The 21,680-nt window shown below is 70.4% G+C and carries 19 protein-coding genes; 12 read left to right on the top strand and 7 right to left on the bottom strand.

Features of this window, described 5'->3' with window-relative positions; translation table 11 throughout:
• Positions 1–160 precede the first annotated feature (160 nt).
• Together solA and ACZ4M5_RS31940 are read left to right on the top strand one after the other, a co-directional pair.
• Entirely contained in the window at positions 161–1,342 is a 1,182-nt protein-coding gene (gene solA / locus ACZ4M5_RS31945; protein WP_467742084.1) for an N-methyl-L-tryptophan oxidase, read from the top strand.
• A gap of 69 nt (positions 1,343–1,411) precedes the next feature.
• Positions 1,412–2,617 (top strand): Glu/Leu/Phe/Val dehydrogenase dimerization domain-containing protein, encoded by a 1,206-nt coding sequence (locus ACZ4M5_RS31940; protein ID WP_467742082.1) that lies wholly within the window; start codon positions 1,412–1,414, stop codon positions 2,615–2,617.
• Here the strand turns inward: ACZ4M5_RS31940 and ACZ4M5_RS31935 are convergent.
• The 6 genes from ACZ4M5_RS31935 to ACZ4M5_RS31910 form a co-directional block, all read right to left on the bottom strand.
• Positions 2,610–4,115 (bottom strand): hypothetical protein, encoded by a 1,506-nt coding sequence (locus tag ACZ4M5_RS31935; protein ID WP_467742080.1) that lies wholly within the window; start codon positions 4,113–4,115, stop codon positions 2,610–2,612. The two genes, ACZ4M5_RS31940 and ACZ4M5_RS31935, sit on opposite strands and share 8 nt — an antisense overlap.
• Positions 4,116–4,213: 98 nt before the next feature.
• Positions 4,214–5,026 (bottom strand): DeoR/GlpR family DNA-binding transcription regulator, encoded by an 813-nt coding sequence (locus tag ACZ4M5_RS31930; RefSeq protein WP_467742078.1) that lies wholly within the window; start codon positions 5,024–5,026, stop codon positions 4,214–4,216.
• 865 nt (positions 5,027–5,891) lie between these two features.
• Positions 5,892–7,457, bottom strand: a complete 1,566-nt coding sequence (locus ACZ4M5_RS31925) for a phytoene desaturase family protein (protein WP_467742076.1) — start codon at positions 7,455–7,457, stop codon at positions 5,892–5,894.
• Between the two features lie 230 nt (positions 7,458–7,687).
• The gene (locus tag ACZ4M5_RS31920; RefSeq protein WP_467742074.1) at positions 7,688–8,644 is read right to left on the bottom strand and encodes a hypothetical protein; all 957 of its coding nucleotides are present in this window, start codon (positions 8,642–8,644) and stop codon (positions 7,688–7,690) included.
• Positions 8,645–8,681: 37 nt separating this feature from the next.
• The gene (locus ACZ4M5_RS31915) at positions 8,682–9,410 is read right to left on the bottom strand and encodes a hypothetical protein (RefSeq protein ID WP_467742072.1); all 729 of its coding nucleotides are present in this window, start codon (positions 9,408–9,410) and stop codon (positions 8,682–8,684) included.
• Between the two features lie 168 nt (positions 9,411–9,578).
• On the bottom strand, positions 9,579–10,472 hold the full coding sequence (locus tag ACZ4M5_RS31910; protein ID WP_467742070.1) for a hypothetical protein: 894 nt from the start codon (positions 10,470–10,472) through the stop codon (positions 9,579–9,581).
• Positions 10,473–10,812: 340 nt separating this feature from the next.
• On the opposite strand from ACZ4M5_RS31910, the gene ACZ4M5_RS31905 reads away from it, so the two are divergent.
• Positions 10,813–11,442, top strand: a complete 630-nt coding sequence (locus tag ACZ4M5_RS31905) for a helix-turn-helix transcriptional regulator (RefSeq protein WP_467742068.1) — start codon at positions 10,813–10,815, stop codon at positions 11,440–11,442.
• Positions 11,443–11,470: 28 nt separating this feature from the next.
• Here the strand turns inward: ACZ4M5_RS31905 and ACZ4M5_RS31900 are convergent, their stop codons facing one another.
• A complete protein-coding gene (locus tag ACZ4M5_RS31900; RefSeq protein WP_467742066.1) occupies positions 11,471–12,130 on the bottom strand; it encodes a Pvc16 family protein in 660 nt (219 codons plus the stop codon).
• Positions 12,131–12,283: 153 nt separating this feature from the next.
• Between ACZ4M5_RS31900 and ACZ4M5_RS31895 the strand changes: the two genes are divergently transcribed.
• The 9 genes from ACZ4M5_RS31895 (at position 12,284) to ACZ4M5_RS31855 (ending at position 21,666) form a co-directional block, all read left to right on the top strand.
• Positions 12,284–13,891 (top strand): phage tail sheath family protein, encoded by a 1,608-nt coding sequence (locus ACZ4M5_RS31895; protein WP_467742064.1) that lies wholly within the window; start codon positions 12,284–12,286, stop codon positions 13,889–13,891.
• Between the two features lie 20 nt (positions 13,892–13,911).
• Positions 13,912–14,364 carry a phage tail protein gene (locus ACZ4M5_RS31890; protein ID WP_467742062.1) on the top strand — a complete coding sequence of 151 codons (453 nt, stop codon included), beginning with the start codon at positions 13,912–13,914 and terminating at the stop codon, positions 14,362–14,364.
• Positions 14,265–14,762, top strand: coding sequence for a hypothetical protein (locus ACZ4M5_RS31885; RefSeq protein WP_467742060.1), 498 nt, complete (start codon positions 14,265–14,267; stop codon positions 14,760–14,762). The genes ACZ4M5_RS31890 and ACZ4M5_RS31885 overlap by 100 nt, the downstream gene beginning before the upstream one ends.
• Positions 14,756–14,932 (top strand): DUF6760 family protein, encoded by a 177-nt coding sequence (locus tag ACZ4M5_RS31880; RefSeq protein WP_467742189.1) that lies wholly within the window; start codon positions 14,756–14,758, stop codon positions 14,930–14,932. The genes ACZ4M5_RS31885 and ACZ4M5_RS31880 overlap by 7 nt, the downstream gene beginning before the upstream one ends.
• A 2,943-nt stretch (positions 14,933–17,875) precedes the next feature.
• Positions 17,876–17,998 carry a hypothetical protein gene (locus ACZ4M5_RS31875; RefSeq protein WP_467742058.1) on the top strand — a complete coding sequence of 41 codons (123 nt, stop codon included), beginning with the start codon at positions 17,876–17,878 and terminating at the stop codon, positions 17,996–17,998.
• 38 nt (positions 17,999–18,036) lie between these two features.
• A complete protein-coding gene (locus tag ACZ4M5_RS31870) occupies positions 18,037–18,567 on the top strand; it encodes a phage tail protein (protein ID WP_467742056.1) in 531 nt (176 codons plus the stop codon).
• A 146-nt stretch (positions 18,568–18,713) separates the two neighbouring features.
• A complete protein-coding gene (locus ACZ4M5_RS31865; RefSeq protein ID WP_467742054.1) occupies positions 18,714–19,187 on the top strand; it encodes a phage tail protein in 474 nt (157 codons plus the stop codon).
• Positions 19,184–19,807: a CIS tube protein gene (locus tag ACZ4M5_RS31860; RefSeq protein WP_467742052.1), complete on the top strand. Its 624-nt coding sequence runs from the start codon at positions 19,184–19,186 to the stop codon at positions 19,805–19,807. The genes ACZ4M5_RS31865 and ACZ4M5_RS31860 overlap by 4 nt, the downstream gene beginning before the upstream one ends.
• The gene (locus ACZ4M5_RS31855) at positions 19,804–21,666 is read left to right on the top strand and encodes a VgrG-related protein (RefSeq protein WP_467742050.1); all 1,863 of its coding nucleotides are present in this window, start codon (positions 19,804–19,806) and stop codon (positions 21,664–21,666) included. The genes ACZ4M5_RS31860 and ACZ4M5_RS31855 overlap by 4 nt, the downstream gene beginning before the upstream one ends.
• Positions 21,667–21,680 lie beyond the last annotated feature (14 nt).

Genomic DNA, 21,680 nt, shown 5'->3' with positions numbered 1-21,680 from the left:
GACTGACTGGTGAGTCAGCAAGAGACTCGGAATCTATTGACATCCCCACTTCGGTCCGCCATGGTCGACGTACCGTCGCCACCCGCGGGGGGCCATGCCCGGCCGACGCGCCACGGCCCCTTCCGGGCAGCACCGCCTCTGCGCAGCCAAAAGGACCTCCATGAGCGCTCACGCAGGTACCCGGACCTTCGACGTCGTCGTCATCGGCCTGGGGGGACTGGGATCAGCGGCAGCCTGGCATCTCGCCCGCTCCGGACGCCGCGTCCTCGGGCTTGAACAGTTCGCGTTCGGGCACGACCGCGGGGCCTCCCACGACACCTCCCGGATCCTCCGGCACAGCTACCACCGGCCCGACTACGTCCGGCTCACCCACCACGCCTACGCAGACTGGGCCACGCTGGAAGAGGAGTCCGGGGAAACGCTGGTGACCACCACCGGCGGGATCGACCTGTGCCCCGAAGGCTCGGCACTGCCCCTGGACGACTACACCAAGAGCCTGGACAGCGAGCGGCTGCCCTACGAAGTGCTCGACGTCGACGAGGTCCGCGCCCGCTGGCCCCAGGTAAGGCTCCCGGACGGGACCTCCACCCTCTACCAGGAGCGCACCTCCATCGTCCCGGCGGCGCAGTCGGTCGCCGCGATGCAGCGCCTGGCGGTGCGGTCGGGCGCCGTACTGATGGACCGCACCCCGGTCACGGAGGTTCACCATGGGGCGAACGGCGTCGAGGTGGTGACGCCCGCTGGGCGGTTCTCAGCCGAGAAGGTGGTGCTGTGCGGCGACGCGTGGACCAACAGGCTGCTGGAGCCATTGGGCGCCGCGATCCCGCTCACGGTCCTCGACCAGCAGATCACCTACTTCGAGCCGGCCGACCCGGCCCAGTACGCCCCCGAACTGTTCCCCGTGTGGATCTGGCTCGACGACCCGAGCTTCTTCGGCTTCCCCTGCTACGGCGAAGCCACTGTCAAGGCCGGTGAGGACTGCGGCGGGCCCGAGGTCACCCCGGAAACCCGCACCGGCACCACCGATCCGGTCATGCTGGAACGGCTGTCGTCCTTCATGGCGGCGACCTTCCCGGGCAGCGGTGCCCCCGTGCGCTCCAAGCGCTGTCTGTACACGCTCACCCCCGACCGTGACTTCGTGCTGGGCGCCGTGCCGGGGGCGGAACGCATCCTGGTCGGTCTCGGTGCAGGGCACGCCTATAAGTTCGCCCCGACTCTGGGCCGAATGCTGGCCGAGCTCGCCAGCGATCCGGCGCTCGGCGCCACCACGCCGTACACGCCCTTCCGCATGAACCGGCCGGCCCTCACGGACCCGGACCACCCGGTCAACTGGATGACCTGACCGGCCGCCGGCCCGCACCATACCCCTGCCTCGACATCGCCCCACACCGGGCAAAGGGACGGAAGAAGCATGACTGCCACCACCACCAACTCCAGTGCCACGACCACCCGCAGACCGTATCTGGAGGTCGTCTGGACCGATCCGGTCACCGGCCGGCAGGGCTTCGTGGTCATCGACCGGCTCATCCGCGGCGTGGCGAGCGGCGGACTGCGCATGCGGGACGGCTGCACGCTGGACGAAGTGCGCGGGCTCGCCGCGGGGATGACCCGCAAGGAGGCGCTGCACTACGACCCGGACAGGCGGTACATCCCGCTCGGCGGCGCCAAGGGCGGCATCGATTTCAATCCGCGCGCCCCCGGGAGCCAGGAGGTACTCGGCCGGTTCCTCCAGGGGATCAAGCCGCTGCTGCGTGACTACTGGACAACGGGCGAGGACCTGGGGGTCCGGCAGGAGAGCGTCGACGAGGCGGCGGCCGGGCTCGGCCTGGACAGCACCATCGAAGCGATCTACCCATTGCTGGACGATCCGGTGACGGCCCGGCTGCGGCTCGCGGATGCGTTCGCCGTCACCGTCGACGGAGTGCCCCTGCCCGAACTCGTCGGCGGACTGGGCGTTGCCGAATCCGCCCTGACGGCCATGGACCGCATCGGTCTGCAGCACAGCACTGCCCGCGCGGTCGTGCAGGGCTTCGGGTCCATGGGCGGCGCCACCGCCCGCTATCTCGTCCGGGCGGGCGTGAAGGTGGTGGCCATCGCCGACGCGCACGGTGTCGTCGCCAACCCCGAGGGTCTCGACGTGGAGCGGTTGCTGCTCACCCGTGACGCCTTCGGTGCCGTCGACCGCAGGCAGTTGCGCCCGCAGGATACCGAGGCAGACGGCGACACCTGGCTCGACATCGAGTGTGACGTCCTGGTGCCAGCGGCAATCTCCTACTGCGTCACACCGGCCGATCAACACCGGATCACGGCCCGGGTGATCGCCGAGGCGGCGAACATGCCGGTGTTGCCCGAGGCCGAGGCGGCGCTACACGCCCGAGGGGTGACGGTCCTGCCGGACTTCGTGGTCAACTCCGCCACCAACGCCTGGTGGTGGTGGACCTTGTTCGGCGACATCGGAGCCGACTCCGACGAGGCCCATGCCATGGTCCGCGCAGCCATGCGCCAGCTCACCCGAAACATGCTCAACAGCGCCGAAGCCAGGGGTGTCACCCCTCGGCACGCCGCTCAGGCCGTCGTGGAACATAACCTCACCGCCATCGAGGCAACGTTCACCTGAACGTCGCACTGCCCGAGCGGTCCGGCCCGGGCTCGGAGCGCCTCAGGCGGAAGGAGTGCAGGGTGACGCAGGGGCGCTCATCCTCGCACCGGGCCACGACCCGCAGATTTTGGCGTCCTGGCAGCGGCTTGACGGTGACCTCGACCGGCTCCCCGTCGGCGCCCGTCGACATCAGGTCGACGGTAGCCCATAGCCTGCCGTTGCCCGTTCCCGCATAGAAGTCCAGCCGTCGCGCCTGCTCGGTGAGCGAGGAGACACGCACACCTAGCCGGTCGTAGCGCGCCGTGTCGAACCGTGGGTAATCGTAACCGAGTTGTGTGCCGTCGCTGAGCCGCAGGGCGTGCGGCTCACCCGTCGGGGCCGGTGTCACCGGCCCCTGCGAGTAGGAGAACGTGTCGGCGAGAACCTCTCCTTCGGCCGGAGGCTCGGAGACGTCCGGTGCGGACGGTAAGGGTCCCGGGAATCCGGGTCCCAGCTCGGGGCCGGTGTCGGGGCCGACGGCCCACTGCACGGTCAGCGCCGTGCCGGCCAGTACTCCTGACGCGACCGCGAGAGCCACAGCCCGGCGCCGGTTCACCGGCGTCATGAACCTGCGGTATGCCGACGGCTTGCGGTGGCGGGCCCCGCCCGCGGCCGGGATGCCGGCAGTGGGTGCGGCGTCACGACGGGGACGCTTGGAAAAGGCGAACGAAGGGTCGCGCACTTGCTTCTTGTTGGCCTGGTACTCGTGTACCGGCCACCACCCCAGCAGCCGGAGCGGCAGATGTCGCGAGGCGCGGGCGTCCAGGTCGAGGAGGTCCTCGTACAGCGCGAAGCAGCGCGGACAGTTGCCCAGATGGTCGGCGACCGCAGGATCCAGGGACGTCCCGGGGAAGTCGGTGACGGACTGGAGGTACTCCAGGCAGTCGGCGTTCTCCATCCGCTCGCAGTACAGACCTATGCGGACCTGCCGCAGGGTCTCATTCGCGTGTTGCAGGCCGCGGGCCAGCTCGGCCCCGGACAGCCCGCTGATCGCCGCGATATCCGACTCGTCGTCCCCCTCGGCCAGGGCATGCCACAGCAGGCACTGATCCGTGGGAGGCAACTGCTCGTAAGCGAGGGCGAGCTGGCCGTCGTCGAGCATCGGCCACATGGAACCCTCGCGGATCCACCGGGTGAACTCCGGCAGGAAGGAGTGGGGGGACCTCAGGGCCCGGGTCACCGCGGCCAGACGGACCAGCTCCAGCAGCTGGAGCCGAGCACACCCCGAATGGCGGCCCTGCTCCAGCGGGACGGGGGAAAGTATCCGGTCGCGGAGGTAGTCAAACGCCGATGAGACCAGGTCCTTCGCCACCTGGATGGATTGGGTGCAGGTCAGAGCATAGGCGAGGGCGGCCTCTCCGTGGCGTCGGTGGATCACTTCGAACAACGGGCCCTGTCCGCCACGGACGGCCCGGAGCAGTTCGGCGTCCCCCCGGCTGTCCGCCCGGGTACGGGACGCCATGGCGGTCAGCGCCATGACGCAGACGTCCTTCCCTCGCCCGCCGAGCCCGCGACGTCCGCGGATTCCGGGCTTGTCAGATACAGCGTGAATCCCGAATTCGAGAGTCCGAAGATCTAAGAAAAACGATTTCGGCTGCTCTTCATCGACGCGGGAATGACTACCAGCGTGGTGTTCACTCCGCTCTTCCTGAGCGAGGCGACTATCTCCGTGCTCGCCTGCGAGTCCGTGACCAGCGTGTGAATGGAGCCGACATCCGCGATTTTCGCCTGATGCACTCGCCCGAGTTTCGAACTGTCCGCGACGACAATTTTATACTGTGCCTGCTCCAGCATGATCCGGTCGATCTCCGCACCCCGCGCACTGTGCCGGGTGAAGCCCACCTCCGGGCTGATTCCGTCCACACCGACGATGGCGAAGTCAAATTGATAGGAACGCAACGTCTTCTCGGCGGCCCGCCCGACGAGGTCGTTGGAAAGCGGCCGCGCGGTGCCCCCGGTGACCACGACGCTGACCACCTGGCGGGCCATGAGGGATGTCGCCGTGTCGAGCCCGTTCGTCACAACCGTCAGGTCCGGGCGGCCGGCAAGACTGTTGGCGACGAACCCGACGGTGCTGCCGCCGCTGAGCGCCATGGTGAGCGGCCGGTTCGGTATGAGGGTCGAGGCAAGCGCACCGATACGCCGCTTGGCCTCGGTGTTCTGTGAGCGGCGCAGACTGACGGGCAGCTCCGCGCCGCGCCGGGCGGCGACGATCTTTCCGTAGGAGCGGCGGATAAGCCCTTTCTCCTCCATCACCGCGAGATCTCGGCGCACGGTGGCCCCCGAGACTCCGAGGATCGTCGGCAGGAAGCGCACCTGGATTTCTCCGCGCTGGGAGAGGAGCGCCAGGACGGTCGAAATCCGCGTATCGCGTGTCCGATCGGTCACCGTTGGCTCCGTCGCGCCGTCGAGGCAGATGTCCGGAAGGTTCCGTCGGCACACCGCGCGACCCGCTTTCTCGCGTCAAGTTTCATCGATAGGCCGAGAACCGAATACTGACTGTCCAATGTCATGAAGTGTTCCGTGAGACCTCACCCGGCGGCTTACATGACAGGGCTGACCGCATGCACCTGCGAGGACATCACGGTGCGGCGATAGGGTGCCACACTCAGCTCCCGTTCCTCCGTTCGCCCAGCACTCTGCAACTCTCGCATTGCGCGGGCGAACGCGAAAGGCGAGGATTGGAACACTATAACGAGGGATAATCAGACAGTTACTCTTACTCCCCGAAGTGATCAAAGCAAGTGAGCGTTTGAAGGGCCGGACGCGCCGCCGATTCGGGAAAGCCCGGCCTGTTCCCAGGCTCGCTCACCGCTCTATCCTGGGGGAACAGGGAGAATCCCTAGGATCGCGCAGGCGATCCGAGCATTCTGGGGTCGTTGCGCAAGACGTGACCACCCTTCATGACGGCGCGCCGTACCGGGCCCAACTCCGCACCCGGCCGGAACGGCCTCGGCGAAATCCCGCCAGGACCAGTCGCTCCACTCCGGATGATGGGGGACGGGCAGATGCCGTGATGCGGCATCAGCTCCATGCTCTCGTCGCCCGGTTCCGTCCGTGCTCGATGAAGCAACGTCCCGGACAATCGCCCGCATGATGCGGTCGGTGCCGTGTGAGTTGGCGGCGGCGTGCACTCCGTACAACCGCGCCTTCTCCGGCAGCGGTCCGGTGGCCGGCCGTACGGTGGTGATCCGCTCCCCGTCGCAGTGCGCCGGCCATCCGTCCTCCTCTGTTCACATCATGGCGAGTGAGGTCATTCCCCGAGTGCGGCCATCGCGGCATTGTGACCGGGGATGCCGCTGACGCCACCGCCGCGCACCGCGCCGGCGCCGCACAGCAGCACATTGGGGTAGGGCGTCTCCACGCCCCAGCGGCCTGTCGTATCGGTCGCGTGTGGGAAGGCCAGCGAGCGGTGGAAGATGTTGCCTCCTGGCAGCCGCAGCTCGTCCTCCAGGTCGAGGGGCGTCTTGGCCTCGATGCAGGGGCGGCCGTCCTCGTCCAGCGCGAGACAGTCGGCGATCGGCTCGTCCAGCACCGAGTCGAGCTCGGCGAGTGCGGCCTTGGTGAGACTCTCCCGGGCCGCTTCGTTGTCTTCGACGAACAGCCGTGCGGGGACGTGCAGTCCGAACATGGTCAGCGTCTGGTAGCCCTGGGCGGCCAGCTCGGGGCCGAGGATGGAGGGGTCGGTCAGCGAGTGGCAGTAAATCTCCGACGGCGGTGCCGAGGGGAGCCGTCCGTCAGTGGCCTCACGGTAGGCACGGGCCAACTGGTCGTAGCTCTCGGAGATGTGGAAGGTGCCCGAGAAGGCCTCTTTGGGGTCCACGGAGGTGTCCCTCAGCCGTGGCAGCCGCCGCAGCAGCATGTTGACCTTGAGCTGTGCGCCCTCCGCCGGGTCGTCGACCGTGTCGCCGAGCATGGCGGCAAGCGCCTCGGGCGAGGCGTTGACGAGGACCTTGCGGGCTCCCACGGTCGACTCGCCGGAGCCGTTGTCGTAGGTGACCACGGAGAGCTTCTCGTCGGGCTCGATGCAGGTGACCTCGTGACCGGTGACGATCTCCGCTCCGGCCTCTCGGGCCACTCGGGCCAGCTCCCCCGTGAGGGCGCCCATGCCGCCGACCGGCACGTCCCAGTCACCGGTCTCCCCGCCAATGACGTGATAGAGGAAGCAGATGTTCTGGGCGAGACCGGGGTCATGGGCGTCGGTGAACGTGCCGATCAGACCGTCGGTGAGGACCACACCGCGCACGATGTCGTCCTTGAAACGGTCCTCGATCGCGACACCGAGGGGCTCCTCGAACAACATCCGCCACGCGTCGTCGTCGCCAATACGGGCGCGCAGATCCTCCCGGCTCGGCAGCGGCTCGGTGAGGGTGGAGAACACTCGCTTGGCGACTCGGCCGGTCATGCCGTAGAAGTCACGCCAGGCTGTGTACTCGGAGTCGGAGCCGGTGAAGTCCCGGAACGCCGCCCGGGTCCGCTCCTCCCCCCCGCCGACCAAGAGGCCGGTGGCACGGCCGCCGCGCTCGGCTGGCGTGTAGGACGAGATGGACCGCTTGCGCACCTGGAAGCGCAGTCCGAGCTCCCGCACGATCTTCTCCGGGAGCAAGGAGACCAGGTAGGAGTAGCGCGACAGCCGCGCGTCCACTCCGGCGAAGGCATGGGTGGACACGGCGGCGCCGCCCGTGGTGTCGAGCCGTTCGAGCAGGAGCACGGAGCGCCCCGCTCGGGCCAGGTAGGAAGCGGCGACAAGGCCGTTGTGGCCGCCACCGACGATGACGACGTCGTAGACGTCCTGCGAGAACGAGGCAGTACGAGGCATGCCTCTTGCTAACACGCCTAAGACCACCACCACAAGGGATGGGCGCATCGATTGATGTTTTACTGATCGACCACTCAGTACCTATCGAGTCGAGTAGAGCCCTCCTGCACATGAACATAAGAGCAGCTCACAGGGGCTGCATCGGGTCCAGCCCGTTATCCGTGCGAGCCTCGTTCCGATGTCATGATCTTTTCTCTTGCTGATTGATTTGACAGTCAGGGAGTAGCGGGTCACGACAGGATCGCGGTCTGCCGGAACCTCTCGAGGAACTTGCCGTCGCCGCCGACGAGCTGAGGGGTGCCCTGGTCGTCGCACCCCAGGTCGATCCGGCCATGCCAGTCGTAGGAGTGGCCGAAAAGGTTGTCCTCGTGCCAGTCGAACTGCACCGAGACGAAGTCCCGGGGCAGCCCGCCGTCCGGCGAGGGCATCTGCCGCGGGGTGACGACCATCGTCCCCTTGCCCCGCAGGCCGGCCGCTGTGCGCCCCTTGACGCCCCCCACCTGCTCCAGCGGGCGGATCTTGAAGTTCTTCATGTAGACGCGGCGTTTCGCCTGGCGCACCTTGCCCGCCTCCACGCGGAGCCGGTCCGCCGCCTTGCGGTGTGCCTTGAACGTCTCGATCTTCCGCAGGTGCTGCTCCATCTCACGCTTGAAGCTCTTGTGCGCGGCCGCGTTGTTCGCGTAGCGCTGCCCCTCCAGCAGCGCCTGAATCTGGGCGACGCGCTCCTCGGCTCGCACAATCTCGTCCAGGTCGACGGCGTCCGCCGCCTCCCCGGACTTGTTCGCCTTCTCCATGAGTTGCACCTGTGCCTGGCGGGTGTTGAGGCGGACGGCGGTGTAGGACATGCGCAGGGGCAGCACCATGAAGATGCTGTGGCTGTGGTTGACCGCCTCCGGCACCTCCTCGCGGTGGCGGTGCAGAAGCCCACTCAGATGCTTGACCTGGCGCACGATCGGCTGGAAGCGGCTGTGCGTGTAGAACAGGCCCGAGACGGCGCGTTCGCCGAGGTCCTCGTCGACGAGCGCGTCCTTGAGTACCTCGGGCACCGAGTCGAGCGGAGTAGCCGAGGTCGCCTCGAACGAGAGGCTGCTGTTCAGGTCCTTGACGATCGAGTAGGCGAGACTGGCCGCGGACGTGGCCACCAGGCCCAGCGGCCCTGTCGCGGCGAGAGCGGGGATAACGGTCATCGCTCCTCCTGGTCGTGGTTGGGGTGTCGGGATGCCGTCAGGCCGCCGGCTCGCCGCTGAGGGGCGGCAGCTCGTCGATGTCGACCTCCAGGGAGAGCCCGTGCTCCTGGATCAGCTGGATGTGCTGCTCGGTGAGCTCGCCCGCGGCGTCGCTGTCGCTTGTGGCCGCCAGCACGGCCTCGACCAGCTCCCCGAGCGCGGCGGCGTCGGCCGGGGCGTGCTCGGCGGGGACGGGCTCCTCCGTCCCGGACGGGTCCTCCTGGTGCTCCTGGGCAGAGCGGCCGCGGGGATCCTGCTCGGGGTAGTAGGCGTGCTGGTCGTCTTCGGGGTGGTGCGGGTACTGCTCGTTCTCGGAGTACTGCGCGTACTGGTCGTGGGCGGCGGTCTGCTCCGCGTACTGCGCCGCCGGGTCGTACGCGGCGTACTGGCCGTACGGGTCAGCCTGCGCATACGGGGCGTACTGGTCGGCCTGGACGGGTGCGGTGCTCTGCGCGTACTGCTCGACCGGGGGCCACTGCCCGTAGATGCCGAACTCGCCTGCGAGCCAGTAGACGAAGCGGGTCACGACGTCCTGCCGGTACAGCGTCTCGTCCTCGCGGTCGGCGGGCATCTGCGCCAAGACGTTGTCGAACTCGTAGAAGTAGTACGCGTAAGGTGCCAGGTCGGACTCATGAACGTACTGGGCGAAGGTCAGCCATTCAGTACCCGTGGGGAATTGCTCCCACCGGTACAGAACGTCGTCGTAGAGCGGTGATGCCTCGGACACGTGGCTCCTCCACGGGTGGCGTGCGCAGGGGCGGGCGTTGGCGGGGGCCGCCGGTGGGCCGGCCGTTGCCGTCACTGTGCTCGAACGCCGGCAGGGTGACCAGGCCCGGCGGGCACCCGGGCGGACCCCGTCGGCTGCCCGTACGGGTGAGCGGGCGGGCAGTTGCCCTCACCGGTCCCAGCGGGACGGGGGAACCAGCACCACCCGGAAGCCATACGTGGCGAACGCGGCGATGACCTCCTCGCCCGCCTCCCCGGGCAGCCCGGTCACCCGGGCCGTGGGGGTCCGGCGCAGCGGGCCGGCGTTGGCACCCCGCTGCACCGATCCGGCGAAGACCCCGGCCCCCGGCACACCGGTCAGCGCGCTCAGGGGTGGATAGCAGGGGTTGGCGTTGCCGACGACGAGCCGGCCGGGGGCCGCGGCCCACAGCACGGCCAGTCGCTGCCCGGACTGCAGTGCGGCGAGCAGTGCGCGGTTCGCTTCCCCGGCCGCGGCCCAGTCGACGTCGTCGACCGTACGCCACGCCTGCCGGAGGGCGAGTTCGGCCCGCCGGGCCCGGCGGCGGGCCGACGCCCCCGGCGACCGGTCCCGGCCGTCGGAGGCGTGCCCCTCACCCTGTGGCCAGGACCCGGGGGCGCGTAGGGCGGATGCCGCCACGACATGAGCCACGTCATGCACCGCCTCGTGCACCGCCGGGGACTCATACGCCTCGTCGGCAGCGGGCTCCGCACCCGCCGGCGCGACCACGCCAGCGGCGATGAGATCCGCAACCAGCGCGGCCACCGTTTCGTGCAGCGCGGCATGGGCCTCCTGCCGCGCGTGCGGTGCCGGAAGACCGTCCGGACCGGATCCCGCGTACCGCAGGACAAGGGCGGTCAGCGCCGGCCCGTAGCGCTGGAACACCTGCCGGACCGCGTCAGACGCGGGTAACCCTGTCTCCTCGGCCAGGGCGGCGCGCAGGCCTCCGGCCAGTGTGAAGCGGTCCGTCTCCCAAGCCCGTTCGACAGCGGCCGCGACGGCCCGCAGCACGGCGTCGTGCACGGCGTCCTGTGTGTTCGGCATGCCGGTCGCCTCCCCTCCTGGGCTCTTACGCTCGACGGTGCGTCCGCCTCACGCCCTCCCGCCAGAGCGGGCGTGAGGGCGGTCGCGCAGGGAGGGCGGGATGGTAGTGCGGCCTTCCGGCTGCCCGTTCGGGTCCCTCTCCCCCGCGCCGGTGCCGGGTGCGGGCCGGTCTGCCGACGACCCACGCCGCCTACGGGCCGGTAACACCGGTTCGGTCCATGAAACAGCCGACCACGGCTATGGTCCCGCCCCTGTCCACGAGGGAGGCTGATCGGGCAACCAGGAACAACGGTCCCGGACAGTGCCACTGCCCGAGGGCTCGACTCACGAGGAGCCCACCATGACGACCAACCGCATCTTCGTCCACGTGAGGACGTCGGATCCGATATCGGAGGCGGGGATCGTCGCGGCGTTGAAGTCGCGGGCGGAGATCTGGATCGCGGACGGCGCCCAGGCGAACGCCGACACGGTCGCGCTCATCGTCGCCGACGAGATGAACGAAGAGGCGTTGCATCTGCTGCGAGCGGTCCGGGGCAAGGGCATGCAGGAGGTCATCGCGGTGGTGTCGGAACTGGACGACGCCGGTCTGATGCTTGCCGTGGAGTCCGGCGTGGCTGGGCTGGTGCGGCGGCGCGAGGCGACGGCTGACCGTCTGGTGCAGGTCATCACGTCCGTGCACCGCGGCGCCGGAGTGGTGCCGCCGGACTTACTGGGACGGCTGCTCAAGCAGGTGTCGCAGGTGCAGCAGCAGATCCTGGCCCCGCGTGGGTTGCGCTTCAACGGGCTCACGGACCGCGAGGGCGACGTCCTGCGCCTCGTCGCCGCCGGGCTGGACACCCGAGAGATAGCGCGGCAACTGTCGTACTCGGAGCGGACCGTGAAGAACGTCCTGCACGACGTCACCCACCGGTTCCAACTGCGCAACCGATCACACGCCGTGGCCTATGCGATTCGCGAGGGCCTCATCTGACGCACCGCCGCCTGCGGGCAGCGCGCCGTCACCGAGAACGCTCCTCGATGCGCGGTCGCTGCCCCGGCACCGACCGGCGGCGCCCGGAGCCGGTGCCGGAGGTTCCCGAAGCGGCCGGGGCGCCGGGGGTGTCCGGCGTATCGGTGCGGCGGACGCCGAGGTCGATCCGGCTGGGGGCGCGGTCCACCGTGTGGTCGGCGGGCGGCCGGAGCGGCGCCAGGACCGCCAGGTGCAGGGGCGGAGCGTCGTACGGCAGAACAACGGGCGGTGCGGGCACCGGCTCGGCCGGGGCCACGACGAGAGCCAGCGACCCGGCACCGAAGGCGGAGAAAGAGGCGTGCACGAGGTCGTCGGGCAGGCACGCTTCGGCGGCTCCGGCCACGACGACGTCCCCGAGTACCCGTTGCCGTACCTGCCAGTCCCCGCCGTGCGCGGTCAGCCGGTACGAGTACCTCAGCACGCGCAGCGGCTGCACGCGGGCGCTCGCCGGACGATCCGCGCCGTCCCGCAGGAATACCCCGCCGCCGCGGCCCCTGCTCTCCTCGCGCACGTCGTACAGCCAGACCCGCACGAGGACCGGTCCGTCCGCCTCCGCCCGTTCCGCCCCGGGGACCTCGAACGACGGCGTCGCGTACGGGACGCAACGCCTCAGCCAGGCCCCGAGCGAGAGGGTCACCGCCTCCATCATCGCGCCATCGTCGCCGCTGCCCCGGCGCCCGGCCACGACCGGAGGGATGCCCCATGGGGCAGACGGAGGTGTCCTCCCGCGTGGCTGATCGCTCTCTCACCCGGTACCGGGCGGGTGAAACCGTGAGTCGTCCCACAGGAAAGTGAGGAGCGTGTGCCGAACTATCTGACCCCGGGCGTCTTCGTGGAGGAGACGTCCTCGGGCATCAAGCCGATCGAGGGTGTCGGAACCGCGACCGCCGCGTTCATCGGCTTCACCGAGAAGGGTCCCGTCGACGAGGCCGTCCTGGTCACGAGCTGGACCCAGTACACCAACGTCTTCGGGGAGTTCACGGCCGGCGCGTACCTGCCGCACAGCGTGTACGGCTACTTCCTCAACGGCGGCGGCAACGCATACGTCATCAGCCTTGGCACTGGCACGGACACTTCCGGCTCCACCGCCGACACCGGCCCAGGAGCGTCTCTGGCCGCGCACACCCCACCGTCCCGTGGCGAACTGGCGGGCGCCGGCGGCCGGCCCGCGCTGACCGTCGCCCTGGCTGCGACCGGCGCCCCACCCGGCGGGCCGGTCGTCGTCGAGGTCGAGGACGCTACCGGTGCCGACGGCGACGACGAGGCCTTCAAGTTGGTGGTGCGCCGCGACGGCAAGGTCGTCGAGGAGTACGACAATGTCTCCGCCAAGCGCGGCTCGTCCTTTGTGGGCACCGCCCTGAAGAAGTCCGCCCTGATCACGCTGGAGGACGTCAAGGGCACCGCGCCCGCCCGACCCGCCAGGGGCGCGAAGGCGTCACTCGTCCCAAGCCCGCCCACCGCGGTGGCACGACGCGGCGGCACCGAGCCGGCCCGTGCAGGGGAGCTGGATGCAGGCCGCTACATCGGTGACACTGCCGCCCGCTCCGGCCTCGCCGGTCTGGAGGCCATTGACGACATCACCATGGTCGCGGTCCCGGACCTGATGTCGGCCTACCACAGGGGTGATCTCGACGCCGAGGCCGTCAAGGCCGTGCAGCTCGCCCTGATCGGCCACTGCGAGACCATGGGTGACCGCGTCGCGATCATCGACCCGCTGCCCGGGATGGGGGCCCAGCAAGCACGCGACTGGCGTATGGAGTACTCCGGATTCGATTCCAAGTACGCCGCCTTGTACTGGCCCTGGGTGAAGGTCATGGACCCGGTGGAGAAACGGGCCACGACGATCCCGCCCAGCGGGCACGTGGCGGGTGTGTGGGCCCGCAATGACGCCACCCGCGGCGTGCACAAGGCACCGGCGAACGAGGCGCTGCGCGGCGTGCTGTCCCCGGCCGTCGCCGTCACCAAGGGCGAGCAGAGCATCCTCAACCCGATCGGCGTGAACTGCCTGCGCACGTTCCCCGGTCAGGGAGTGCGCGTCTGGGGTGCCCGCACGCTCTCCAGCGACCCCGAGTGGCGCTATCTGAACGTCCGCCGCCTGTTCAATTACATCGAGAAGTCGATCCTTGACGGCACGAACTGGGTCGTCTTCGAACCCAACGACCGCTACCTGTGGGAGGGCGTCAACCGCACGGTCACCGCGTTCCTCACCCGCGTGTGGCGCAGCGGGGCACTGTTCGGCCGCAGTCCGGCCGAAGCGTTCTTCGTCCGCTGCGACGAGGAGAACAACCCTCCCGAGAATCGGGACGCCGGCCTGCTGACCATCGACATCGGCATCGCCCCGGTCAAGCCGGCCGAGTTCGTGGTGTTCCGGCTCTCTCAGTACACACCCGGCGCTGAGAGCAACGAGTAGAAGGGCAGTAGACCATGACCATGCCTACCGGCGTATCGGGCATACCCCAGGCGATCTCCGCGGCGCGCTTCGTGGTGAGCTTCGACGGCACCGCTCCGTCCTACTTCTCCGAACTGAGCGGCATCACGAGCGAGGTGGAGCCCACGGAGTACATCGCCGCCGACGCCCGGACCGGGGCGGTCGTGCACACCAAGCAGTTCGGCAAGACCAAGCCACCCACAGTCACCCTCAAGCGCGGCGTCGACGGCACCGGCCATCTGATGGCGTGGCACGGCATGGTCCGGGCGGGCAACCCCGGGGCGCGGATGACGGGAACGCTGGAGCTCCAGAACGCGAGCGGTCAGCCCCAGGCCACCTACCGGCTGATCAACGCATGGCCCAGCAAGATCGAGATCGGCAATCTCAAGGCCGGCGCGTCCGAGATCGTCCTGGAGACCGTGACGTTCACCTGCGAAGAAGTCATTCCGACGTGAGCCGCACTGCCGAAGTGACGGGGCAGACGATGCGGACGGAGTACCCGTTCGTCCTACCTCGCGGATACGTCGATCCACAAGGCCGGGTGCACCGGGAGGGCGTAATGCGGCTCGCCACGGCCCGGGACGAAATCGCGCCTCAGTCGGACTCCAAGGTGCAGCAGAATCCCGCCTATCTGACGGTGCTTCTGCTGAGCCGGACCCTCACGCGGCTCGGCTCGATGACGGACGTGACCGCCGACACGATCGAGAACCTCTTCGCTTCCGACCTGGCGTTCCTCCAAGACCTCTACCGGAGGATCAACCAGGACGGTCGTACCGAGGCCGAGGTGCACTGTCCGTCCTGCGAGCACCGCTTCCTCGTCGACGTGGCGGGTGAGGCACCGGGGGAATCCTGACGTACACGACCGACCGGCTCTGGGAGGAAGTCGTCTACGTCGCCTATTACCTTCACTGGTCCGCCGATTCGGTCCTCGACCTGGAGCACCCGGCACGACAGCGGGTGATCGAGGAGATCGGTCGGATCAACCAGCGGATCTCCGCCCCACCCGACGACCCGGACGCCTGAGATGCGTCCGGTGTCAGGCCCTTAGAAAGGAGACGGCCCGTGCCGTGGTCGTGGAGGCAGGTGTTCACCCGGTGGCGCGGCCGGCGCTCGTCCCGCCGGCCGGCGGCCTCGGGCGGCGTTCCCGCGTGGATGCAGGGGCCCGCCATGCGTCCGACGCTGGCATGCGCGCCGTGGACGGTGTCAGCGCTGGGCCGCGAAGCGGTAGCCCGGGCGGGCACGCGCCCGCTCATCCATGCGAGGCCGGCCGTCCGCTCCGGACGCGGCCGGGCCCTCTTCGCGGACGGCGGGCCCGAGGAGACGGCAGACGTCACGGCCGTCCCGGCAGGGCGGGTGGACGCCCTGGCGGTACCGGTGGTGAGTCCGCCGGAGCCGGGAAGCCGCAGGTGGCGGCTGCCCGGACACCGTCCGGCACCGGCCTCGGTGTCCGACTCGCATCCGGTGGGGGTCTCGGTCCCGGGCCCGGCGTCGGGTTCAGGTCCGACCTCGGTTCCGGGATCCCGTGCGGTGCCGGGAACGGCCCTGGGGTCGACGGGTACGCGGCCGTCTCCCTTGCCGGGTTCGCAGTCGGCCTCGTTGCCGGGTTCGCGTTTCGTGGTGGATTCTGGCTCGCGCTCTGGAGAGGCTTCGGGTCAACAGGTAAGCGGTGGCTCGGTGTTGCCGCTCCGGGTTGTCCGCCGGCTTGCCGCGGTGCCGGATGTCGGGCTTCAGGAGCAGCCGGCCCTGACGCGTGCTACGGACGACCGGGTCGGCCCGCCCCGGCCCGTCACACCCCCGCCGGTGCGCTCCCGCTCGGAGTTCGACCGCAAACTGGATGCGTTCCGCCCCGCCTGGCTGCTGGAACGCCTTGCCGCGGAGGAGGACCTCCCTTCCTTCATCCAGGCGCGCCGCGCGACGGACCCGGCGTCGTCGCTTGAGGCGAGCGGAGGGACCGTCCCTACGCCACAAGCCCTCCGGCCGAACCCTCGGACCCGCGCTCCGTGGGCGCCGGCTCCGGCCGTCCCGCTGTCGTCCCCGGTCTCGACACCTCCCACGGTTCCGGCTGCCCCCCATCCATCGGCGGCCCTCCATGCCCCAGCGGCCCGAGCCCCGGGTCACGGGGATCGAGCCGGTGCGTCTTCAGGTGCGTCCGGGGCGCGACGTCCGCGGCGACACCCTCAGGACTACGGACGCGCCCGGGCGCCAGGGGTCCCGGGGGCTTCCCCGGCCCCACCCCTGCCCAACGCACCCGAGCCAGCGGCACCGATGCCCCCGGCTCCGCCCGCCTCCGGCTTCCCGGAAGGCACTGGCGCGGCGAGACCGGACAACGCAGAAGCCGCACCCCGGACTGCAGCCGTCGAGGCAACCGGCACGGATTCCTCCGACGCCCTCTCGGCGGCGGGCGATTCCGCGGCGGCCACTGGGCGAGCGGCGGCGTCAGGCACCTCCGACAGCGGCGATGATCCCGACGGCCGCCGCCCCGGCGGCAACACGGAGCCAGGCAGCTCCCGGGCATCCACGGGCCCATACGGGTGGGAGGCCGCCTGGAGTCTGCGGCTGGCCTCTCGTGACCGTGGCCGAGGGTCCCACCGCACTTTCCCGCAGGAGCACGCAGCAACCACATCGACGACGGCCGACGACGGCCCGTCCCCGGAGCGGCACCGTGCAGGCGCCGTGCCGTCACCGGGCGGCGACGCCTCATTCCCTCACTCCCCGCACCTGGTGACGGAGCCGGAGCAGCGCGCCGCCGACGCGGCAGGAACGGGGACGAGCGCGGCGAGTCCCGCCACGGATGAGCCCGAGCAGTCGTCGGGCCGGCCCCAGCCGCCGCCGGAAACCCCACCGACAACACCTTCCCGTTCCCCGCTCCCGACCGCTCCCGGGACAGGGAAACCCCCTCACGCGCCGGCGCCGATCCCGTCCATGGCTGCGCCGCCCTCCGTCGAAGACGCGGGCCTCCACACACGCACCCAAGACTCGGGCCCTCACGCTCCCAGAGCACACCCTCAGACGCCCAACGACCACTCGGGCCCCGACGCACCACCGTCCGCCCCACCGGTCCCCATGACCGACGCACCACCGTCCGCCCCACCGGTCCCCATGACCGACGCACCACCGTCCACACCGCCGGTCCCCATGACCGACGCGGCATACGCCCCACCGGCCTCCGAGCCGGCGATGGCGGACGGAGCTCCCGGTGGTCACCATGTCGCCGGGCCCCTCGGGGAAGCGATTCCAGCGGTGCGCCTGCCAGGCCCGGCGGAGGCTCGCCGCGGTGACGCGCCGCCGTCGCCCGCCTCCTCATCCGCACCAACGCCCGCCCCACCGCTCAGTCCGTCGCACGCACCGGGACCGGTCGGCGCGACCCGGGCCGCCCTGTCGTACGCGCCGCCGCACCGGCCCGTGCCGACGTCCCCACCGACCGTCTCCGCGATCCGTCACCCAGGGCAGGACGATCAAGAGACAGAGCGGCAGGCCGCCACGATCACCCCGTCCGTGACCGGAGCACGGCACGAGATGGCGGTGCCGTACCCAGCCTTGATCGCGGTCGGAGGCATGCTGCCCCCGGAGGAGCTCGTCCTCAGCCGACCGTCAGGCAATGCCCGTGCGCGCGCGGCACAACTGTGGTTCGGTGCGGGGCGCACCCGCAATACGCTGTTGCACCGGGTCTCCCCACCGGCGCCGGTCGCCTCATGGGGCGCACAGGGCGACGGTGGTGACGGCTCGCTCGGTTCCGTCCCCGCCAGGACGCTGCCCATGGGTCCGTTCACCGGCGCATCGGCGACCGTGTTCCCCTCGGAGTTCGCGGCAGAGCGGGCGGCCCCGTCACCGCCACGAACCGGTTCTGGATCGGGCGGGGGGCGTGGATCGCGGGACGGCCGAGACGTCCCGCTCGATCAGACCCCCGAGTGGGCCGCCCTGATAGACCTGCTGGCCTCGCACCGGCGACAGCGTCCCATCGGCCACATGGACGACCCGGCGTTCCTGGACGCCCTGGCCGGGCGGCTGCACGACCGGGTGCTCGCGCGACTCCGTCGTGAGCTGGTCGTGGACCGCGAACGCAACGGCCTGCTGGTCCCCCGCACCTGAGACGACCGAACCGGCGGAATGAGAGAAGGGAGCAGACGATGCCCAAGCGTCCTGCCGCGGGCGGCTTGGCCGTGGACGACGACACGTTCTTCGGGTCGGTCAACATGGCCCACCGCTTCGCTGTCGCCATCGACCATTCCCGCTACCAACTGGGCACCTGGGCCACGGCCTCCGGTCTGCACGTCACCTGGCAGGTGGCCGAGTACCGCTCGGGTGACCGCTGGAACCAACCGTTCGTCTTCCCGGGCGTGCCGCAGTACGAGCACATCCGGCTCACCCGGGCCGCGTGTCGGGATTCGCAGACCGTGCAGGAGTGGCTCACCGAGACGTCCCGCCGGAGTGTGCCGTTGACCGGTGCCATCGCCCTGATGAACTGGGAGAACCGGCCCACCGTCACCTGGCAGCTCAAGGAGTTCTTCCCGGCCGCCTGGAGCATCGACGGGTTCGATTCGGCAGGAGGAGGCGTCGCGATGGAGACCCTCGAACTGGCGCACAGCGGCTTCCTGGACGACGACTTCGCACCGGCCAGTCCCGGCCCGGCCCCCCTCTCCCCCTCCCCCGCGTACTGACCCAGTCGAGGTTCCCCGTGACCACTGCACCAGCACCCCCCGGCACCACCGTCCCGGCCCCGGGCTCCGCTTCGAGCTCTGAGCCGGGGGCCGTCCCCGGCCGCCCAGCCCCGTCCGCAGGCGACCGTCTACGCCCGGGTCTCGCGATGCGCTTCCACGTGACGCTGGACGAGCGGGACATCGACCTCGGCCTGTGGGCCTCGTGCCGCGGGCTTCAGGTCTCGTTCGGCTCGAAGGAGATCCTGGAGGGCGGCCAGTACTGCGAGCGCACGCTGTTGCCCGAACGCGTCACGTACAGCACGGTCACGTTGGAACGGATGATGACGCAGACCGACTCACCCCGGCTTCAAGCATGGCTGGCTGCCGTGGCAGCGCGCTGGACCGGCTACGAGTACGACGGCGGCCGAGCCGGGGCGTACCAGGGGCAGGACGTGACGATCCGGCTGTTCGACCACCAGGGCGCGCTCGTCACCGGCTGGGTGCTCCAGCGAGCCGTGCCCACGGAGTGGACGGGCCCCGATCTCGACGCGCGCAGCAACTCCGTAGCAATCGAGCGGCTGTCGTTCGAGCACAGCGGATTCCTCGCGCACTCCGGTGATCTCTCGGGGGTGGCGCGGTGACCGTGCCGGCCGGCAGTTCCCTGCAGCGCAACGTCACCAAGGGGATGTTGCGGGACACGAAGGGGAACGACTTCACGTTCGAGTACAACCCGACCGAGATCAGTCTGTCCCACAACGCCGAAGGGCTGACCGACCCGATCGGGCGGGACAGCAAGCACGACCACAGCCTGGTGGCGGCGATGGTCACCCGCGGGTCCACCCGGCTCATCATGTCGACGCTCGTCCTCACCGGCACGGACATCGGGAGCAGGGTCGACCTGCTGCTGGAGTGGGTGGTGGAGAAGACGCAGCAGGCGCCGGACGGAAAGGCGATGTCCGGCGAGCGCGAGCGTCTGACCTTCCAGTGGGGCTCCGCGGGCAGTGGGCTCGACTACTCGGTCGAACTGATGCGTTTCGACTGCACATACACCCGGTTCACACGCGACGGGCTACCCATCCGCGCGGAGATCCGCAACCTCACCCTGCACGTCCTGGGCCGGGCCGAGGCGGCACCGGCGAGCGCCGGCGCGGTGCCGACGGCGGTGACTCCCGGTGTGCCCGCCGGTTTCTCCCCCACCAGCACCCCGGCCACCGGCCAGGACCCCACGCGGAGCATGGCCGGCAAGCTGGCGGGCCGATGAGCACGCCGACCGCACCCCCCGCGCCCTCCCCGTCGATCCGGGTAGGCGGTCAGACAGCCCGCCCGCTGGCCGAGGACCTGCAGAGCCGGGTGCTGCGCACCGTGGTGGACAGCCGGCGCAACGCACCGACCATGATCGAGGTCACCTTCCGCGACGACGGGGCCGACATCCTGGACCAGGCGGGCATCGCCTTCGGCAGCCGGATCGAGGTGTGGGGCCTGCCCAACGGCGCTGCCGAGCCTGTGCCTGTCGGGACGGGCGAGGTCACCGCCATCGAGGCGGACTGCGTGGACCTGACCGTACTCACCACTGTCCGCGCCTACGACCGCAGCCACCGACTGCAACGCGGCTCACGCGTACGGACGTTCGTGAACATGACCGACGCCGACATCGCCGACAACATCGCGCGGGAGGCCGGCCTGCCCGTGGGCCGGATCGAGCCCACCCGCACCTCCCACACGCACCTGGGGCAGATGAACCAGACCGACTGGGACTTCCTCGCCTGGCGCTGCCGGGAGATCGGCTACGAATTCGGGGTCGACGAGCACGGGTTCTTCTTCCGGCCGGGCCCAGGCCGCGCCGGCGGCACGCCAGTCACCCTGAAACTGCAGCACAACCTCAGGGCGTTCCGGCCCCGGGTGACAGGGGCCGCGCTGGTGCCCGAAGCGGAGATGCGGGTATGGGATCCGCTGCGCGCCCGGACGGTCTCCACCCAGGCGGACACCACCCACGCGGCCGTGGCCCTGACCCACGCGGACGTGGCCGACACGCTCGCCGCGGTCGGCGGCCGGAGCGCACCTGCGGCGGCCCCCGCCGCGTCGACGCTGGGTCCGGCCCCAAGTGCCGGCGGGCACATCGTCACTGGCACCTCCCCGGCGTCGGGCGGCGCAATCACCGCCGCATCCACTGAGGCGCTGCAGGGCCCGGCGCAGCGACTGGCGGGCAGCCTGGCCGAGGCGCAGGCGACGGTCTGGGGCGACCCGCGGCTGCGGGCGGGCGCGACGGTGCGGGTGACCGGCCCGCCCCGGCCCTTCGCCGGCACGTGGGCGGTGAGCGCGGCCCGCCATGTGTTCGACCAGTTGGAGGGCGGCTACCGCACCCACCTGGAGCTGGGCACCCCGGCGGACCGCACCCTGCTCGCGCTGACCATGCCGTCCGGCGCCGCCCACGAAGCGCCCCGGGTGCCCGGCCTGGTATGCGGTGTGGTGACGGACGTAAATGACCCCGTGGGAAAGGGCCGGGTACGGGTGGTCCTGCCGTGGCTGGCCCCCGATCACGAGACGGACTGGGCGCCGGTCGTGCAGGCCGGGGGCGGCCGGCGGGCCGGGGCGCTGCTGCTGCCCGAGGTCGGGGACCAGGTCCTGCTGGGCTTCGAACTCGGCGATCCGCGGCGCCCGTACGTGGTCGGCGGGGTTCTCGGCGAGGCCAGTGCGTACACGCCCGGCGGGCCGGCGGTGGAGGCGACGGGCCGGACCGCAGACGTCGTACGCCGCGGCATCGTCTCGCCGACCGGGAACATGCTCGCCTTCCACGACAAGGTGCCGGCGGGCCGAGGCGGACCGGCCGACATCTCCACGGTCGTGCTCGGGACCGGCGATGGCTCGCTCGGCCTGGCCGTCGACAAGGCCGCGGGGACGGTGACGCTGACCTGTCGGCCCGCTGCTCCGGGCGGCGGTGCCGCCACCGGCCGAATACACATCGACTGCGGCGACGGGGGCGCCGTCGACATCTCGGCCGGTGCCGGCGGTCAGGTCACCATCGACGGCGGCGCCTCACTCAACATGCGCGCACGAACCTCCATCAGCATCGAGAGCTCCGGCACCGTCGCCATCAAGGGCTCGAAAATCGAACTCAACTGACGTCCGGGAGGACG

The organism is Streptomyces sp. NPDC026246 (assembly GCF_055567995.1).
Note: the sequence above shows the minus strand (reverse complement) of the source record. Positions and strands in the feature narration are given on the sequence as shown.

Bases quoted from the DNA above. Each gene is read 5' to 3' on its own strand.
- ACZ4M5_RS31900 (WP_467742066.1), bottom strand. From the start codon at position 12,130: ATGATGGAGGCGGTGACCCTCTCGCTCGGGGCCTGGCTGAGGCGTTGC.
- ACZ4M5_RS31905 (WP_467742068.1), top strand. From the start codon at position 10,813: ATGACGACCAACCGCATCTTCGTCCACGTGAGGACGTCGGATCCGATA.
- ACZ4M5_RS31940 (WP_467742082.1), top strand. From the start codon at position 1,412: ATGACTGCCACCACCACCAACTCCAGTGCCACGACCACCCGCAGACCG.
- ACZ4M5_RS31875 (WP_467742058.1), top strand. From the start codon at position 17,876: ATGGACGACCCGGCGTTCCTGGACGCCCTGGCCGGGCGGCTGCACGAC.
- ACZ4M5_RS31865 (WP_467742054.1), top strand. From the start codon at position 18,714: ATGCGCTTCCACGTGACGCTGGACGAGCGGGACATCGACCTCGGCCTG.
- ACZ4M5_RS31885 (WP_467742060.1), top strand. From the start codon at position 14,265: ATGGCCCAGCAAGATCGAGATCGGCAATCTCAAGGCCGGCGCGTCCGA.
- ACZ4M5_RS31910 (WP_467742070.1), bottom strand. From the start codon at position 10,472: ATGCCGAACACACAGGACGCCGTGCACGACGCCGTGCTGCGGGCCGTC.
- ACZ4M5_RS31935 (WP_467742080.1), bottom strand. From the start codon at position 4,115: ATGGCGCTGACCGCCATGGCGTCCCGTACCCGGGCGGACAGCCGGGGG.
- solA (WP_467742084.1), top strand. From the start codon at position 161: ATGAGCGCTCACGCAGGTACCCGGACCTTCGACGTCGTCGTCATCGGC.
- ACZ4M5_RS31925 (WP_467742076.1), bottom strand. From the start codon at position 7,457: ATGCCTCGTACTGCCTCGTTCTCGCAGGACGTCTACGACGTCGTCATC.
- ACZ4M5_RS31855 (WP_467742050.1), top strand. From the start codon at position 19,804: ATGAGCACGCCGACCGCACCCCCCGCGCCCTCCCCGTCGATCCGGGTA.
- ACZ4M5_RS31920 (WP_467742074.1), bottom strand. From the start codon at position 8,644: ATGACCGTTATCCCCGCTCTCGCCGCGACAGGGCCGCTGGGCCTGGTG.
- ACZ4M5_RS31890 (WP_467742062.1), top strand. From the start codon at position 13,912: ATGCCTACCGGCGTATCGGGCATACCCCAGGCGATCTCCGCGGCGCGC.
- ACZ4M5_RS31870 (WP_467742056.1), top strand. From the start codon at position 18,037: ATGCCCAAGCGTCCTGCCGCGGGCGGCTTGGCCGTGGACGACGACACG.